This window comes from Marinimicrobium sp. UBA4509 (genome assembly GCF_002388575.1).
GTDB classification, from domain to species: Bacteria; Pseudomonadota; Gammaproteobacteria; order Pseudomonadales; family Cellvibrionaceae; genus Marinimicrobium; species Marinimicrobium koreense.
Genome location: NZ_DGMV01000037.1, coordinates 34,400 through 36,377, shown reverse-complemented (window position 1 = coordinate 36,377; position 1,978 = coordinate 34,400). Strand labels below are relative to the sequence as shown.

Genomic DNA, 1,978 nt, shown 5'->3' with positions numbered 1-1,978 from the left:
TACGGTGACGGTTCACCCCGGTGAGCAGAAGCGGATCGACTATCTGGCGCGCAATCCGACCGACAAGGCCATGGTCGGTCAGGCGATTCCCAGCCTGGTGCCCTTCAAAGCGACCAATTATTTCCACAAGACCGAGTGCTTCTGCTTCGAGCAGCAGCCCTTGGAGGCAGGAGCGTCGGCGGAGCTGCCGATGTTTTTTATTGTCGACCGGGACATCCCGAAGCACATCAACACCATCACCCTGTCCTACACCTTGTTTGATGTCACGGACCGGTTTAGTGATGACCACAATGACTTGGCTAGTTTGAAACAATAAAAACGAGCGCGGAGTAATCGATATGGCGACAAGCGAAGGAACTTATTACGTACCGGAACAGAGCCGGTTGCCCATCTGGGCCAGCTTTGGTCTGTTTTTAACGGTTTTCGGTGCCGCACACTGGATGAACGGCAATGCGCAAGGCCCCTATGTGTTTTTGGCGGGTGGGCTGGTGTTCGCCTTTGTGTTGTGGAACTGGTTCGGTTCGGTGATCAATGAAAATATGGCCGGGCTGAACAGTGCCCAACTCAAGCGCTCCTATGTGTGGGGGATGAGTTGGTTCATTTTCAGCGAGGTGATGTTCTTTGCCGCGTTCTTTGGGGCGCTCTTCTATGTGCGTAACCTGGCGCTGCCCTGGCTCAGCGGTGAAGGCAATAACGCCGCCACCAACGAGTTTCTCTGGAATGGCTTCGAAGCCGCCTGGCCGCTGATGACCACACCGGATATGGCGGTGAACGGCGATGCGGCTTCAGTGCGCGGCCCCGAGCAGAACATGAGCTTTTCCGAGGCCGGTTCACTCTGGACCTGGCTGCCGTTCTGGAACACCGTGCTGCTGTTGACCTCAAGTGTGACGGTACACTTCGCGCACAGCGCCATCAAAAACAATGCCCGCAAAGCGTTCAACTGGTGGCTCGGCGGCACCATCGTGTTGGCGATCGCCTTCCTGATTCTGCAGGTTGAAGAATACGTTCACGCCTACACCGCCATGGGGTTGACACTGGATTCCGGCATTTACGGCACCACCTTCTTCATGCTCACCGGCTTCCACGGCATGCACGTCTTCCTGGGGACCTTCATGTTGGCGGTCATGTGGTTCCGCTCGGTGCTTAAAGGTCATTTCAAACCGGATGATAACTTCGGTTTTGAGGCCGCCAGTTGGTACTGGCACTTTGTCGACGTGGTCTGGGTCGGTCTGTTCTTCGCGGTCTATATCTTCGGTTGATGACACACCCCGGCTCGCGTCTTAAAGACGCGAGTCCCAGGGAGCTGAGCTGGTCAGAATGCCGCTGTAGAAACCGTAGAAAACACACAGCATCATCACACTGGCCAGCACGATACGAATGCCCAGGGCGTAAAGCGTCCGTTTGGATTCCGGGACCCCGGCGTCCTTGAGCAGAAAGCGCAGGCCGCTGGTGAGGCTGACCAGAACGCCGACAAACAGCACCAGGATAATGATTTTAAGCCACATAAAAATGCCTGTTGTTAAGCGGGTTGAGTGGTAAATTGTATTAGAACGGCAGCTCCCTCCACTGAGCGTCGGTGAGAGCTCCCCGAGGTATCCAGTGTGAACTCCCAGCCAACGTCCGCCGCGTCACAGTGTAGCACTGCCTTCCACTGGAAAGTCACGCTGCTGTGCCTGCTGACCTTTCCCGTTCTGATGGCGCTCGGCTTCTGGCAACTGGATCGCGCCGAACAGAAGCGGGCCCGGGAAGCCGCCCTGGATGCGGTGCGCACTCAGCCGCCGGCGACCCTGCCCGGCACCGACCTGGCCGCAATCGAAGAACAGCGCCGGTTGTTGCTGCAGGGACACTACCTGACCGGGCGCAACTGGCTACTGGACAATCGCCAGCGCGACGGCCAAGTGGGCTACGAAGTCATTACGCCCTTTGAGTTGAGTGACGGGCGGATCCTGTTGGTCAATCGGGGTTGGGTCGCGGCGGG

The 1,978-nt window shown here is 57.4% G+C and carries 4 protein-coding genes; 3 read left to right on the top strand and 1 reads right to left on the bottom strand.

Going from position 1 to position 1,978, the window contains the following annotated elements; genetic code table 11:
• On the top strand, positions 1-316 hold a 316-nt coding region (locus B3520_RS05625; protein ID WP_286875603.1), incomplete at its 5' end, for a cytochrome c oxidase assembly protein.
• Between the two features lie 22 nt (positions 317-338).
• The gene (locus tag B3520_RS05620) at positions 339-1,259 is read left to right on the top strand and encodes a cytochrome c oxidase subunit 3 (RefSeq protein WP_286804177.1); all 921 of its coding nucleotides are present in this window, start codon (positions 339-341) and stop codon (positions 1,257-1,259) included.
• 21 nt (positions 1,260-1,280) lie between these two features.
• On the opposite strand, the gene B3520_RS05615 is transcribed toward B3520_RS05620, so the two are convergent.
• On the bottom strand, positions 1,281-1,505 hold the full coding sequence (locus B3520_RS05615) for a DUF2909 domain-containing protein (RefSeq protein ID WP_024461881.1): 225 nt from the start codon (positions 1,503-1,505) through the stop codon (positions 1,281-1,283).
• Between the two features lie 96 nt (positions 1,506-1,601).
• Between B3520_RS05615 and B3520_RS05610 the strand changes: the two genes are divergently transcribed.
• A partial coding sequence (locus B3520_RS05610) for an SURF1 family protein (RefSeq protein ID WP_286875601.1) occupies positions 1,602-1,978 on the top strand: 377 nt, incomplete at its 3' end.

Coding starts and splice junctions, on each gene's coding strand:
- B3520_RS05615 (WP_024461881.1), bottom strand. CDS start 1,505: ATGTGGCTTAAAATCATTATCCTGGTGCTGTTTGTCGGCGTTCTGGTC.
- B3520_RS05620 (WP_286804177.1), top strand. CDS start 339: ATGGCGACAAGCGAAGGAACTTATTACGTACCGGAACAGAGCCGGTTG.